Source organism: Kistimonas scapharcae (genome assembly GCF_039540975.1).
Lineage (GTDB): Bacteria > Pseudomonadota > Gammaproteobacteria > Pseudomonadales > Endozoicomonadaceae > Kistimonas > Kistimonas scapharcae.
Genome location: NZ_BAABFL010000481.1, coordinates 117,516 through 130,573, shown reverse-complemented (window position 1 = coordinate 130,573; position 13,058 = coordinate 117,516). Strand labels below are relative to the sequence as shown.

Genomic DNA, 13,058 nt, shown 5'->3' with positions numbered 1-13,058 from the left:
GCTAAAGCGAAACTTTGTCAGTGTCGTAGCTCTGGCTTGTGCTTTTGTCTGGTTACCAATGTGAAACGTCAACAGCTCCTAGACCTTGGCTGACACATTTCTGTATAGTCCACGATGTGCCAGCCAAGGTCTAATAATGAATAGAAAAGATGAGCAGGACGCTCGACGATAATTCAAAGTACTATCCCATGCATACGCAACAGGGAGCATCATGAAAACCTGTCTGCACAGAGGTATTTCTCGTGATACCACTTACACTGGTAACGCATTGAATAAGCAACTGCACCTCAACAAACTCAGTGCGAACGAAGTTTGAAAGTAATCATTTTCCCTAAAAGCCGTAGGAGTCCCGCGCATATTTTACCGGTTTTCTACGTCTGAACCAAAGTGATTCAGGCTTACCGGGTTTGCACACTCGACGACTCATAGACCTCGCCCGGTATTTCTTTCGATGCAAACGGCTATTAATTAGAAACGTTGCAGCAAGTGCCATCGCCAGCACGGCACGACCACTCAGAAATCCTGGAAACTCCTCCAGAAACGGCTGCACTTGTACCGTATTCATCAACCGGTTGACACAGGGCGACGCATTATTCATCACATAAAGATTGCAATGGCATGTCATGGCAGTCACCTCCTTCCGGTTTTTCCATGTTTATCAGCATACCGAAATGGTCAACAATCACCATTCGACCTTAGTCGATATGACCCAAAATCCTTGTAATCTATTAGACAAAGATCTAAACCCAATGTTCAAAACCACCTAAAACACTTATAAAACAAGCATTTTCCGTAGCCGTGAGACAACGTGGGTTATACCATAGCACCAAATAACACCGTCTCAGGACATCATAGCCGTATGCCTGATTTTCCTTGCCTGCAAAATGCATCACTGCCAACCATCATGACAGCAGGTCTTATGTCTGTTTTTACGCCCCAGTCGCTCTGGGCATCGGAATACCAGGCTTGCCTGCTGGAAGCCCTCCATGAGGCTTCACCGGACACAACTGTGGCACAACTTCAGGCTCGCTGCAGACCACAAACAGTGAATGCCCTGCCCGACCTGGACGCACCGGCTGCCGGCTCAGACATCACCGCTGCGGCAAACGACAGTGAAACGGAGTCCCTGCTGGAGCAACGTATCCAACAGGAGGAGCGCACCCAGAATAAACTGTTTGTCCTGACGCCTCATCGACAAAACTATTTCCTGCCCATCTCCTACAACAGCAATCCGAACAGCAAGCCCTTTGATGCAGGCGAAGATGATATCGACAGCACCGAGATCAAATTCCAGCTCAGCCTCAAGGTGCCGGTCGCCCAGGGCGTATTCAATGGGCATGGCGATCTGTATTTTGCCTATACCGGGATTTCCTGGTGGCAGGCCTATAACAAGGATCACTCCAGCCCGTTCCGGGATACCAACCATGAACCTGAGGCATTCTTCAGCTTTAATACGGATTACGATGTCTTTGGCCTGAAACTCAGCATGATTCAGACCGGAATCAACCATCAGTCCAACGGCCGCAGCGGCAGCCTGTCGCGGAGCTGGAATCGGTTGTTTGCGAACTTCGTGTTTGAACACGATAACTTCTATTTCTCCGTCAACCCCTGGTGGCGGATTCCCGAGAGCAGCAAGGACTCCCCGAATGATCCCCGTGGGGACGACAACCCAGATATAGAGAAATACCTCGGCTACGGGGATGTTCAGATGTTTTACACCCTGGGCGTGCATAAGCTCAGCGTCATGGTAAGAAACAATCTGCGCAGCGATAACAAGGGCGCAGTGGAACTGGGCTGGTCTTTCCCGCTAACGCCACGGATCAGGGGTTATGTGCAATATTTCAACGGCTACGGCGAGAGCCTGATCGACTATAACGCCAGCGTCAATCGACTCAGTATCGGTGTCATGCTGAACGATTGGCTCTGATAGACATCAGTTAAAGGAAAACGCTCGTTTATGATGCGCAAGGTAATCATTGCCTCCAATAATCCGGCCAAAATCAACGCCGTTCAACAGGCCTTTACCCAGGTATTTACACATGAAGATATGGTGTTCGAAGGCATTGCTGTCGACAGTGGTGTTGCCGCCCAGCCCCTGTCCGGCGAAGAGACCCTGACCGGTGCACGCAACCGGGTTACCAACGCCCGACGCCAACAGCCTGACGCCGATTTCTGGGTTGGGCTGGAGGCAGGCATTGAAAGTCCATTGACTTTTGCCTGGATGGTCATTGAAAGCACAGACCAGCGCGGTGAGGCTCGCTCCGCCAGTCTGCCACTCCCACCGGAAGCGCTACAACGAATTGATGACGGGGCTGAGCTGGGCGAGGCGATGGATGCCATGTTCAATGAACGCAATATAAAACAGAAAGGGGGCGCTATCGGCCTGCTGACCGGGCACCGTTTAACCCGCAGCAGCGTTTATGTGCAGGCCCTGATTCTGGCGCTGATACCTTTTATTCACCCCGCACTATACCCTGCCAGGGCCTGATTTTATTTGAATAAGTAAAATACAGTTTAGTTGCATTAAAGAACAGGGAAATCCCGCTGAAAACGGCCATTTTATGCGCAGATTCCCTTACATTCTTTTCCCGAATTTGACGATTAATGTATTGTACGCCAGACATAAAACAGTTTAGACTCGCCTCTCAATTAAGTGTCCCTTAACTGATGCCCGAAAACGCATAGTCTCTTTGTGGCGTTCGATGTTTAAGGTAACAGTAAAGTAGTAGTGATAACGTCATCGGAGATGAATCAACATGCAACAGAATAAACTGTTTGTAGGTAATCTGGCATTTTCCAGCTCTGAGCAGGACCTGGAAGCCGTTTTCGGTCAGTTTGGTGAACTGCAGGAAGTTAAAATTATCATGGATCGTGAAACTGGCCGCTCTCGCGGTTTCGGTTTCGTATCCTTCGTAGACGCGTCTGACGCTGAAGCAGCCCTGGCGGCTAATGGCCAGAACGTTGGCGGTCGCGATCTGCGCGTCAACTTCGCTACCGAGCGTACCGGTGGCAACGGTGGTCGTCGCGACAACAACCGTGGCGGTTTCGAACGTCGCTACTAAGCGATTGTTCAACCCCATAAAAAAGCCGGCTTATCCGGCTTTTTTTATACCCGAAGCCTGAGCCATCCCTGCTACAACAATCCAGCATAGACTGCAATCCCCACCCACGTGACAACCAGCAATATCCATGGAAATGGATGCTGTCGATAGATAGCCACCTCTGTTATCTCTCGAACTTCAACCGTTTCCGGCTGACGGGACAGGGCTTTCTTTCGCTGTTTATCCAGTTCACGGGCCTTGGCTTTCTGCTGCTTTTTATATTGATCAATGCCCTTTTGAATGCCTTGGGCTATCACACGCGTCTGCTCCTTGGTCTGGCCAGGACGCTGGGTACCACGGGCGATTTTCATCGCTTCATCCCGAGTTTCCTGGGACACAGCCTGCTTTCCTGAAGTTCGGGTCTTAACCACTGCCATACATATCCACGTGATAACGGAATTAACCAATGACGCCCCTGGCATCATTTCCATCGGACTCGATACTAACGCGCCCGGTAAAAGAACAAAACAGCCAGAGTATCGGCATTTTTTCCTCAAATTGCCCAACACCATGCCGATTCACTTTTCAGGTACCAAAGGGATCAGCCCATGAGCACGCAAAAGAGCATATTCAGAATTGAAAAGCGTCTGGAATGTTACCTGAAGCTGCAAGCCGACCTGGAAAAGAAGTCTCCCCCTTCAAGGGATGAAGCCATACCTAATGAGGAAAGGGAGATCTTCCTGGAGGGTATTCAACAGGGCCTTCGCATGGCCCTGGACATGATAGAAGAGGACGATAACGCCTGAGACCAGGCCGGTGCGAGCATTCGCTTACAATGACAGCTGCTCTGTCAGGACAGCAATCTGCGCCTGAAGCTGTCTTACCTGTTCTTCCAGGGTGTCGACTCGCTCTTCCAAGCCTGCGCCCGCCAAGCGACCATCGCTTTCATAGGCGACGAGTTCCTCACCCTGCTCATCACAGAACAAGTGTACATAGCGCGACTCACGCTTTCCCGCCTCACGGGGCAGCTTCCGGACAAAAGGTCCATCAGCCCGTGATGCCAGGTTATCCAGTATAACCTCAGCCTCTTTCACGTCACTGAAGGAACACAGTCGATTGGTCCTGCTGCGCAATTCCCCTGGCGTCTGGGCACCACGCAGAAAGAGAACACAGAGAATACCCAGCTCCTGCTCGGAAAACCGGAGATTCGAAAACTCCGTATTACAGAAACGGTGCTGGTACTTCTGAACCCGGCTGCCAAACCCGGACTGCTCCGTTACCAGCCGCTTGGCGATCAGGCTATCAGCCGCCTGCTGCACCTCGGATTCCTCATAGGATACCACCGGCTCCCGATTACTTTTCTGGTTGCAGGCATTGGTCAGGCTATTCAGTGTGAGGGGGTATTGATCCGGCGTCGTGATGGCTTTTTCAATCAGCGCGCCCAGCACACGGGTTTCTGGAAAAGACAGCGAAAGTTCCATAACAGCCCCGAACAATCAGTGAAAACAGTGGACAGATTCTGCCTCATACCCACTCGACATGCCATGAGAACTGAATGGTTATGATGGGCAGCAACTGTCAGCCCTGTGGCTGACTGAGTATCACTTTCTCCACATCATTAGCATCATTACGCGCCACCAAGGCCCGGGCAGGGTGTGTTTCACTCATATTAAACGCCTGGTGAGTCAATCCGGGAGGAATATAGATGAAGTCACCCGCACGGTTGATGACCCGTTTTTCCAGATACTCACCATAGCGGGTCTCCACTTCCCCCTCCAGCACATAGATGGCAGATTCATAGCCATCATGCTCATGGGCTTCGGACACTGCCCCCGGCGGTATGACGATAAAACTGAGCGATAAACCCTTACTTCCGGCTGTCTGCTCGGAAATACCTATAAAATAAGGCAGCTTTTGCAGGGTTTCGGTCGCCTCCTGCGGTCTGACGGTAATAATCTCATCACCGAAAGCATTGGCATCCATGCCTATCTCCTTTTCATCAAACGGCATTATTAATGATAAAAAAACGCAGCGATTGCGCCCGGAAAACGACGCTTCTCTTTCAGATACTGTAGCAGCACTTTCATGGGAAGACGCTTCAGCGCCTGACGTGCCTGGCGAAAACCATCACCATAAACCGGGTCAGGTGATTGTACAATCTGTTGGATAAAATAGGCCGCCTCCCGGGTTTTCTGGTGACGTAACCACAAGTATTCCATCAACACACACATGCCTTCCTCGACCTCCAGGGGAAGCCCTTCATACTGATTATAAAAAAACCAAGCATGACAGAGCTCATGGATGGCGACTGTTCGAAAATGAAACTCCGGCAGATTCTGCTGGATAATAATGTCCTGGAAGGAACGATCCACAACCCGCCCACTGGCGCGTGCCACCTGCCAGCGGGCAAGCCCCAGCAGCGGATGCTCTTCATGATGCTTATGACGACTGAATTTGTGCAATTCATCACGCCCTGCCAAATGAATGGGTGTCGAGGCATTCGCAAGGTTCAACCCTATCTGTTTCAACGCCTGACGCATTTCCAGCAACAGGGCTTCCGCGCGGGCTTCTGTGATGACTCCACTGTCGCAACACAGGTTACAGATGATCAGGCCATCCGGAAAACGCATTCCTCCACCAGTCAAAGGCCCGCAGACTATACGGCCACAACTGGTGCAACGGTCATAGTTACGGTGTTTTGCACAGTATCGATTACCCCAGAAATCCTGAAAGTAGCGTCCCTGTAATGGCTCACCACAAACAGCACAGGAAGGGGTAAATTTTTTATGGAAGCAGTTTACATGCCAGGGAGCATTATCTTTCTCGACAAACTGATCAACGACCGGTTTATGACAGCCAGGGCAACGCAAACAGTGCGGATGCCATGGCTTATTACCAAAGACCACAAACCGATCCGACTCAAGCGACTGGCCGCACCCTTCGCAAACAAAACAGTACGTATGCCAATATTTCCCCATCACATAGATGGTATTCTCACGTACCGGCTTCTGACATCCATGACATACCCGCATGACTGAACTCACTATTAAAGCTATCCTTCGCCCGCCTCTGAACGGCAGATATTCTATGATTCTAGCCAATCAGGAAATCATTCAATCCCGATACAGCATTTCATGTATTAAAAGATCAAACGCACGACATGTATCAATGCAAATCATACTGAACACATTCCTCAAACCATCAACACAAAGAAAAACGTCAGTTTTCCGCTGGGCGGCTCTAGTCGTCGATAACAGTCTGGTTTATGCTGCACACATCATAATGAAATGAATAGCATACATTTTCATGCAGAAGACACCATCCCCGGAATACAAGACGATGGACTCAGGCATTAGCGAGACACTAAAACAAGATATCGAAAAACTGTCTGGTAGATCCAAAGCCGAAATCCCCAAGTCAGAAGCACTGCGCATTACCAGGGAGATATGGCCGCATTTATTTAGAATTTCGGAACCAGTACCTTTGAAAATTGGCATTCATAAGGAGATGATCGCAACCAATCAGGTACCTCCGATGCTGATAAAAATAGCCTTGCGCTATTTCGTTGAACAGGAGCGTTACCTTGAGTCATTAAAGGAAGGTGCCATACGCATTGATAGCAATGGTAAACGTTCAGGCCGTGTCACACTCCGTGAAGCCGTTGGGGCAGAAGTAGCTCTTTATCGCAAACAACAGCGAAAATTGACAGGCAGCACCTGTGACAACCGGGAATTTATTGGCAGGCTGCGCGTCGTTCAATAAACGACAGACATAGAACAAATGACAAGGATAATACGTGAATGAATACGTGCGGAAACGAAATACGTTGCGGATTTTATAGTAAATAAACCCGAATTGATTACAAGCGTTCAATTTTCTGGCAAACTTAACTTCTGCGCATAAGATGTTCATGTTCAGAGAGGTGAATAGCCCAGCATGTTATGACTTCAATGACATGCAGAAACGCTGCTAATCACCTGTCTGCATAAAAGAGATGCGCCAGATATTCCGAATGGTCAATGGCGCTCGCGTGAGCCGTTAAATACACAACATCACACTACGAAGATAACGTACCTATGAATATATTCGAAGAATCTCTCGCCGTCCTCAAATCCAAAACCAAGCTTCGCACCCTGTTCAAGAATGTTCACATCGAAGATGTAGAGAACGTCCTCTCTCGCGTTCAGGCTGTCCTTGAAGAGAAAACTGAAGAAGTTCAACAGCAAGCCGCCGCTCTGCAAGAAAAGCAGGAACAACTTCAAACCATCATCCAGCTGATGAAAGACCACAACATCAGCCTCGAAGACCTCAATGAAGTACTGGCAGGCAAATCAACTACTCGCAAGCGCCGTGACGTTCAACGCATGACTTTTCGCTATGAAACCAATGAAGGCAACGAAATCATCTGGGAAGGCAGCAATGCTGGCCGTATTCCTGCCGACTTCGCTGCCTACCTAGAACGCACCGGTAAAAAGCGTCTGGACTGTGTCGTAGAATAACAGTCCTTGGTGTGCCCATGATTCTGTCGTCGCATCATGGGCACTTTACACATCAGAAAAGATGCCAATTCGAACAAAGATTGCCGTACAAACCATTTACCCTAAACGCTCTATGGCATCGCCCCAATATTATTATAATGCTGCATAACTAATAATTGTTACATAGCCACATAACGCCATACAGCATCATGCGACTAATAACAGGCCGAGAACTCTGCCCACTGAAGCAGGCTTAGCCCCTCTCAATCATACACCTGAAATTACGTGTTTCAGCACAACAACGACAACTCTGGTGACTGCATTTCTGTCACCCCTTCCCCGCCATCGGGAAGACCAGACACAAACCACTTAATACCTAACCCGAAATATAGGCAGATTCATTCTAACGCCAACCTTGATTCATCAAACCATCCCACCGGCATATATTACATACAGAGCAGTGAATGGTGCTTTTCCCCTTTCTAGCACAACACCACACGCACACACAAAAACCTTAACAAACCACTACACAACGGGTTCTCCTCACTAAACAAACCACGTTCTTAGAACGTGGACTTGCATAATGCCCCCTAAAAGGGGGCTGTATAGCCAGCCTTCTCAGAAGGCTGGCTTGAGTTCTCCCCAATACAAAAAACTCAGTGTCGGAAATTTATCTCCTGCTGGAGCCTTTCTTGTTTTTCCTGATATTTAACGTATTTCCGAATCATTTCTGCATCCACGCCCACTGTGTCAACACAATAGCCTTTGGCCCAAAAATGATTCCCACAATAAGGCTTCTGTCGGAGATAAGGAAAACGGGTGAAAACTCTCAAGACAGACTTTCCCTTCACCGTCCCTACAAGTTTTGATATAGAGCGCTTAGGAGGCACTTTTACCAAAAGGTGAACATGATCCAACTGCACATTCAGCTCAACTACGTTACATCCCAACTGACTGCAGCATACCTGGATACAATTGAATACCTCCGTACCTACTGCCCCATTCAAGACTCGAACTCTGTATTTGGGCACCCTCACAAGGTGATATTGGCAATGCCAGATTACATGCGATAATTTCTCAAATCTGCTCATGCTATTCCTTATTTCTCAAAGTTGTGGGGACAACTCGAAGATAAGGGATAGCTGGGTAGATTCATGGCAGGCAAAGCCAACCATTCATGACCACGTCCTTAGGACGTGGGTTTTCACAACAAACTAAACAGAAAAAGTGGCCACCAACAAGAAACAAAACATGAACCATTTGGGTAACATATTTATTCCCAGTTTCAAGCTGGATCGACCCGAAACCGATACAAACACATTCATTCCATTACACTCCAAGCACATCACAATACAACAAAACAGACTATTTGGAGGCAACTGATATGAACCCGAATTATTTATTGATACACCATGAGGACTATCAAACAACGGTTAATTAACTGCATTCTTAATCCTATTTTTCATATCCCCTAATGCGCTTCCAAGGAAGGCGCCCCCCCCCAACACAACTCTGCCTACAGGCCAAAAAACTGTATAGCTGTATATCTATCCTTCACCCTTTCAAGTGAACCAGCCATAGCTCAAACGAGCTATTACTCTGCCATACCGCCCTTCACCTGATAGAAAAACCTACATGTACGTTTTTACCGAAAAAAGCTGTTTAATACGGCAAACAGGCTTGCAAGCCCACCTCACTGGAAGTAATATTCGCACCGCACTCAGGGGTCACCCTGATGGATTAGCGGTGTGTAGCGCAGCCTGGTAGCGCACTTCCTTCGGGAGGAAGGGGTCGGAGGTTCGAATCCTCTCACACCGACCAAACAAAAAAGGGTTGCAGATATGCAACCCTTTTTTGTTGCAAAACACTTAAGTGCATATTCGCCGCCTGAACACCCGGACACCGCAACAGGCAAGCATCCAGGTCCTATTAATCAGGCTACCACTTTCTCTGCGACCGAATCCCCCAACGTCGCCAGATGATCCTTCCTGCAATCCTTCAACGTCTCCGCAATCAGGAACGCCATCTCCAGTGACTGACTGGCATTCAGCCTTGGATCACAGTGGGTATGGTAACGATCAGCCAATCCTTCAACCGTCACACAGTGCGAACCACCCACACACTCCGTCACATTCTGGCCCGTCATCTCAAAGTGAACCCCACCAGCATAGGTTCCTTCTGCCCGATGAGCAGCAAAGAACCGACGAACTTCCTGCAAAACCCGGGTCACTTCCCTGGTCTTATAACCATTCGCGGCCTTGATGGTATTGCCATGCATCGGATCTGAACTCCAGACCACTTTACTGCCTTCTCGCTGGATAGCCTGAATCAGCGGTGGCAAGCACTCCTCTATTTTATCTGAGCCCATGCGTACAATCAGGTTAATACGACCTGCCTGATTGTCAGGATTCAGCGTATCCAGAAGGCGCAACAGTTCATCAGAGTTTGTTGTCGGCCCGGCCTTGATACCAATCGGATTATGAATGCCGCGCATGAATTCAACATGTGCACCGTCCGGCTGGCGGGTACGATCACCAATCCAAAGCATATGGGCAGAACAGTCATACCAGTCACCCGTCAGACTGTCACGTCGGGTCAGCGCTTCTTCATATGGCAACAAAAGCGCCTCATGGGAAGTATAAAAACTGGTTTCCCTGATAGCTGCGGTATTGGCACCGGTTATGCCGCAGGCTTTCATGAAGGCCAGCGCTTCATCAATACGTTCGGCCAGGCACATGTACTTCTCAGACTGCGGCGTAGCCTTAACAAAGCCCAGATTCCATTCATGCACCTGCTCCAGAGAGGCCAATCCCCCTTGAGCAAACGCACGAATCAGGTTCAACGTTGAAGCGGATTGATGGTAAGCCGCCAGCAACCGCTCCGGATTGGGCTCACGCGCCGCTTCGGTGAATTCATTACTATTGATGATGTCACCCCGATAGGAGGGCAACACTACGCCATCACGGGATTCAGTGCCTTGCGAACGAGGCTTGGCAAACTGCCCAGCCAGTCGCCCCACCTTCACAACCGGGCAGCTGGCACCAAAGGTCAATACCACCGCCATCTGCATCAGCACCTTGAAGGTGTCTCGAATATTATCAGCAGAGAACTCGGCAAAGCTCTCAGCACAGTCACCGCCCTGAAGCAGGAAAGCGCGTCCTTCTGAAACATCGGCCAGCTGCTGATACAGTGCACGCACTTCACCGGCAAACACCAGCGGCGGCATACGGCGCAATTCTGACTCTACCTGCATGACCTTACCGGGATCCCGGTATTCTGGTTGCTGCAGGGCAGTTTTCTGTCTCCAGCTATCTGGCTTCCACTCTTGCATGTTTCTCTTTGCCCCATACCGGGTTGTCATTAACATACACTTGGCTGTCTGTCATGAGGGGCGCAAGATCATTACGCGTGGGCAGCCCTCAGGCAGCGGAGAACCCTGTTTCCGCTGGACACACCAAGTGGGAGCTTACGATACCATCAGACAATCCGAATAACACCCACCCTGTCATCGAACAGGGCGGACTTATCATGGTCAGGTCATTCCCTTGCTCAATTGATTAAAAATGGCATCCTTAAGCTGCACCCGCTTCATCTTCAGCGCCTCATAATGCTCATCCGTCGTCGGTACACTCTGCATCTCCAGACCCCGCACCTGATGTTCAACCTCATGGTACTCCCGGGCAAGGTTCCTGAAACTTTCGTCCGTCTGTTTCAGGGTCTGGATTCGCTCCTGGTATTCGGGAAAATCATCAACCAGATTGTGCTTGTCACGCAGCATTGCAGATCTCCGCATAAAAACACTCTCCGCCAGTTTAGTCAGACCAAAACCCCAACGTGGACAAAACGCACAAATTCACGGGTTTTCAACACAAATATGCGTGTTATACTTACCCCTCTTTAAATAAATTGACCGTATCACCCTTGAAAGCATTTACAGCGACTTCCTCTAAACTGATTAAGATGACCGGGATTATGACCATGATCAGCCGGCGGGGAAGCGTTTTTGACTGATAAGCAGCAGACACAAAAAACCCCCGCACCGAACCGGTCCGGGGGTTTTTTATTACTGGCGGTACACAACGACGGAAACACAGCATGACCAGTATCCAGCTCAAACTGATCACAGCCAACAATCCCGGCTGTCTGGAGAAGATTCTCTCAACCAGTCGAGGAGGCGGTTTTGAAGTCAGCAACTTTATTGCTGAGTTCAAGCCCGAGCGCGATCATTACGAAGTCAAACTCCGCGTCCAGGGCGAAAAGAGCCAGGACAAGCTGATCATGCAACTGCTGAAAGAGGAAGATGTACGCTCACTGGTTCCCTGCCGACGCTGACTCAGTCGCCGGTTGCCACTGGGCGGGCTGGATCAGTAATCCACTCACTCCAAGAGCCGGGGTATAACGTCGGCCAGGGCAAACCGGCCAGTCGCATGGCCAGGATGTTATGGCAAGCCGTCACCCCCGAACCGCAATAACAAACCGGCCGCGAATACTCACCCGTATCAGCGGTTGAATAAAAGCGTCTGAAACGCTCCGTCAAAACATCCGGTGAAAAGAAGCGGTTATTGACATCCATATTCTCAGTAAACGGAATACAAAGTGCACCGGGAATATGCCCCGCCACAGGATCAATCGGCTCTGACCGGCCAGCATAACGCTCCAATCCTCGCGCATCCAGCAAAGCGGCTGACTGCTGTGACAGCATCAACACATCACCTGCCGTCACCGTACGCTGATAACAGGGTGTAAACGCATAGTCGCTCGGATCACACTTAGCGATCTTCCGGGTCAGCGGCAAGCCTGCATCAACCCATGCCTTAAAGCCCCCATGAAGCACGCGCACAGAAGACAGTCCGGCCCACTCCAGCAACCACCAGCAACGCGCCGCCATGGCATGACTGCCATCATCATAGACCACAACCTGTGTAGTCTCGCTGATTCCCCAGAATTGCAGTCGTTTAGCAAATTGCACAGGGTCAGGTAATGGGTGCCGCCCAGTGATACCCGGTGCAATAGTACCCGACAAGTCTTGCTCCAGGTCAGCATAAACGGCGCCGGGAATATGGCCGTCACGATACTGCTGATTACCCAAGTTGATATCCTGCAACGAAAAGCGGGCATCAATCAGTCGTAGCGACGGCTCACCCAGCTTCTCTGCCAGTTCATCGACTTCAATTAACAGGCTCATGGCTTGTTTACTCACATAAAATCAGACTTACCAGCCGAATGCCCTTTACTGACTTCCCTGCTGGGGGAGGTTGACCACCTTGTCGTTGACAATGACCTTGTCAGACAGCACCTGATCAATATCCACATCGCTACCCTTGAGGCTGTCGCTGACAATGATACGTGTAACATCCGCTGCATCACTGTGTGGATCAACGTCATCCGTATAAACGGGTACTGGATCAAACGTAGACGCCGCCTCAGGTTCAGAGGGCAATGGCTGCACTGTCGCATGATCGTGCCAGAGCCACAGACCGCCAAGAATCACAATACAGCCAACAATGCCGACTGCAACCAGTGTATCTTTTTTCATGGT

At 49.7% G+C, this 13,058-nt stretch carries 16 protein-coding genes and 1 tRNA gene; 8 read left to right on the top strand and 9 right to left on the bottom strand.

The genetic code is table 11. The features are described 5' to 3' along the window. Positions 1 to 859: 859 nt before the first annotated feature. The 3 genes from ABD892_RS27000 (at position 860) to ABD892_RS26990 (ending at position 3,062) form a co-directional block, all read left to right on the top strand. The gene (locus ABD892_RS27000) at positions 860 to 1,927 is read left to right on the top strand and encodes a phospholipase A (protein WP_345199555.1); all 1,068 of its coding nucleotides are present in this window, start codon (positions 860 to 862) and stop codon (positions 1,925 to 1,927) included. Positions 1,928 to 1,957: 30 nt separating this feature from the next. After that, on the top strand, positions 1,958 to 2,488 hold the full coding sequence (gene yjjX / locus ABD892_RS26995; RefSeq protein ID WP_345199553.1) for an inosine/xanthosine triphosphatase: 531 nt from the start codon (positions 1,958 to 1,960) through the stop codon (positions 2,486 to 2,488). Positions 2,489 to 2,756: 268 nt separating this feature from the next. Further along, positions 2,757 to 3,062, top strand: coding sequence for an RNA recognition motif domain-containing protein (locus tag ABD892_RS26990; protein WP_345199551.1), 306 nt, complete (start codon positions 2,757 to 2,759; stop codon positions 3,060 to 3,062). Positions 3,063 to 3,133: 71 nt separating this feature from the next. Here the strand turns inward: ABD892_RS26990 and ABD892_RS26985 are convergent, their stop codons facing one another. After that, a complete protein-coding gene (locus tag ABD892_RS26985; protein WP_345199549.1) occupies positions 3,134 to 3,439 on the bottom strand; it encodes a DUF2956 domain-containing protein in 306 nt (101 codons plus the stop codon). A gap of 210 nt (positions 3,440 to 3,649) precedes the next feature. Between ABD892_RS26985 and ABD892_RS26980 the strand changes: the two genes are divergently transcribed. After that, positions 3,650 to 3,847 carry a hypothetical protein gene (locus tag ABD892_RS26980; RefSeq protein WP_345199546.1) on the top strand — a complete coding sequence of 66 codons (198 nt, stop codon included), beginning with the start codon at positions 3,650 to 3,652 and terminating at the stop codon, positions 3,845 to 3,847. 24 nt (positions 3,848 to 3,871) lie between these two features. Here ABD892_RS26980 and ABD892_RS26975 read toward each other — a convergent pair whose 3' ends face one another. The 3 genes from ABD892_RS26975 to ABD892_RS26965 all read right to left on the bottom strand — a co-directional run bounded on the left by ABD892_RS26975 (position 3,872) and on the right by ABD892_RS26965 (position 6,085). After that, positions 3,872 to 4,522 carry a YceH family protein gene (locus ABD892_RS26975; protein ID WP_345199543.1) on the bottom strand — a complete coding sequence of 217 codons (651 nt, stop codon included), beginning with the start codon at positions 4,520 to 4,522 and terminating at the stop codon, positions 3,872 to 3,874. A 97-nt stretch (positions 4,523 to 4,619) separates the two neighbouring features. Continuing rightward, positions 4,620 to 5,024 (bottom strand): cupin domain-containing protein, encoded by a 405-nt coding sequence (locus ABD892_RS26970; protein ID WP_345199541.1) that lies wholly within the window; start codon positions 5,022 to 5,024, stop codon positions 4,620 to 4,622. Between the two features lie 29 nt (positions 5,025 to 5,053). After that, on the bottom strand, positions 5,054 to 6,085 hold the full coding sequence (locus ABD892_RS26965) for a protein DA1 (RefSeq protein ID WP_345199538.1): 1,032 nt from the start codon (positions 6,083 to 6,085) through the stop codon (positions 5,054 to 5,056). Positions 6,086 to 6,380: 295 nt separating this feature from the next. Here ABD892_RS26965 and ABD892_RS26960 point away from each other — a divergent pair, with 295 nt between their 5' ends. Together ABD892_RS26960 and ABD892_RS26955 are read left to right on the top strand one after the other, a co-directional pair. After that, on the top strand, positions 6,381 to 6,803 hold the full coding sequence (locus tag ABD892_RS26960; protein WP_345199535.1) for a ProQ/FINO family protein: 423 nt from the start codon (positions 6,381 to 6,383) through the stop codon (positions 6,801 to 6,803). Between the two features lie 314 nt (positions 6,804 to 7,117). Then, complete coding sequence (locus tag ABD892_RS26955; protein WP_345199533.1) at positions 7,118 to 7,540, top strand: H-NS family histone-like protein; 423 nt, start codon at positions 7,118 to 7,120, stop codon at positions 7,538 to 7,540. A gap of 635 nt (positions 7,541 to 8,175) precedes the next feature. Here the strand turns inward: ABD892_RS26955 and tnpA are convergent. Beyond that, positions 8,176 to 8,610 (bottom strand): IS200/IS605 family transposase, encoded by a 435-nt coding sequence (gene tnpA, locus ABD892_RS26950; protein WP_345199531.1) that lies wholly within the window; start codon positions 8,608 to 8,610, stop codon positions 8,176 to 8,178. 653 nt (positions 8,611 to 9,263) lie between these two features. On the opposite strand from tnpA, the gene ABD892_RS26945 reads away from it, so the two are divergent. Beyond that, positions 9,264 to 9,340, top strand: a tRNA-Pro gene (locus ABD892_RS26945). Positions 9,341 to 9,452: 112 nt separating this feature from the next. Here ABD892_RS26945 and ABD892_RS26940 read toward each other — a convergent pair. Both ABD892_RS26940 and ABD892_RS26935 read right to left on the bottom strand, forming a co-directional pair. Then, positions 9,453 to 10,850, bottom strand: a complete 1,398-nt coding sequence (locus tag ABD892_RS26940) for a class II 3-deoxy-7-phosphoheptulonate synthase (RefSeq protein ID WP_345199529.1) — start codon at positions 10,848 to 10,850, stop codon at positions 9,453 to 9,455. 201 nt (positions 10,851 to 11,051) lie between these two features. After that, positions 11,052 to 11,297 (bottom strand): HP1242/YdcH family protein, encoded by a 246-nt coding sequence (locus ABD892_RS26935; protein ID WP_345199526.1) that lies wholly within the window; start codon positions 11,295 to 11,297, stop codon positions 11,052 to 11,054. Between the two features lie 317 nt (positions 11,298 to 11,614). On the opposite strand from ABD892_RS26935, the gene ABD892_RS26930 reads away from it, so the two are divergent. Continuing rightward, on the top strand, positions 11,615 to 11,851 hold the full coding sequence (locus ABD892_RS26930) for an ACT domain-containing protein (RefSeq protein ID WP_211829485.1): 237 nt from the start codon (positions 11,615 to 11,617) through the stop codon (positions 11,849 to 11,851). Position 11,852: 1 nt separating this feature from the next. Here ABD892_RS26930 and ABD892_RS26925 read toward each other — a convergent pair whose 3' ends face one another. Together ABD892_RS26925 and ABD892_RS26920 are read right to left on the bottom strand one after the other, a co-directional pair. After that, positions 11,853 to 12,704 carry a sulfurtransferase gene (locus ABD892_RS26925; RefSeq protein ID WP_345199524.1) on the bottom strand — a complete coding sequence of 284 codons (852 nt, stop codon included), beginning with the start codon at positions 12,702 to 12,704 and terminating at the stop codon, positions 11,853 to 11,855. A gap of 45 nt (positions 12,705 to 12,749) precedes the next feature. After that, complete coding sequence (locus ABD892_RS26920) at positions 12,750 to 13,055, bottom strand: hypothetical protein (RefSeq protein WP_345199522.1); 306 nt, start codon at positions 13,053 to 13,055, stop codon at positions 12,750 to 12,752. Between the last annotated feature and the right edge of the window lie 3 nt (positions 13,056 to 13,058).